Origin of the sequence: Winogradskyella ouciana (assembly GCF_009709615.1) — a bacterium.
Classification (GTDB): Bacteria; Bacteroidota; Bacteroidia; order Flavobacteriales; family Flavobacteriaceae; genus Winogradskyella; species Winogradskyella ouciana.
Window position 1 is genome coordinate 1 of record NZ_WJYA01000130.1, and the last position, 268, is coordinate 268.

General features: G+C 44.8%; 1 protein-coding gene. It reads left to right on the forward strand.

Annotated features, from left to right (window positions below; all coding sequences use genetic code 11):
- The coding region (locus F1003_RS18795) for a thiamine pyrophosphate-dependent enzyme (protein ID WP_235898420.1) at positions 1-268 on the forward strand (268 nt) is incomplete at both ends.

Consider the following 268-nt stretch of genomic DNA (forward strand, 5'->3'; position numbering starts at 1 on the left):
GCCGGATAAAGAAGTGTATGCAATGGTAGGAGACGGAAGCTACTTAATGCTTCATAGTGAGCTGGTAACGAGCATTCAAGAAGGAATTAAAATAAATATTGTTCTTTTTGATAATTCCGGCTTTGGCTGCATCAACAACTTGCAGATGGATAATGGAATTGAAAGCTTCGGCACAGAGTTCCGCGTTCGTAACCCGCGGACGGGGCAGCTTGATGGAGAAATTATGCGCATCAACTTTGCTCAATCTGGAGCTGCGTACGGAGCCAAA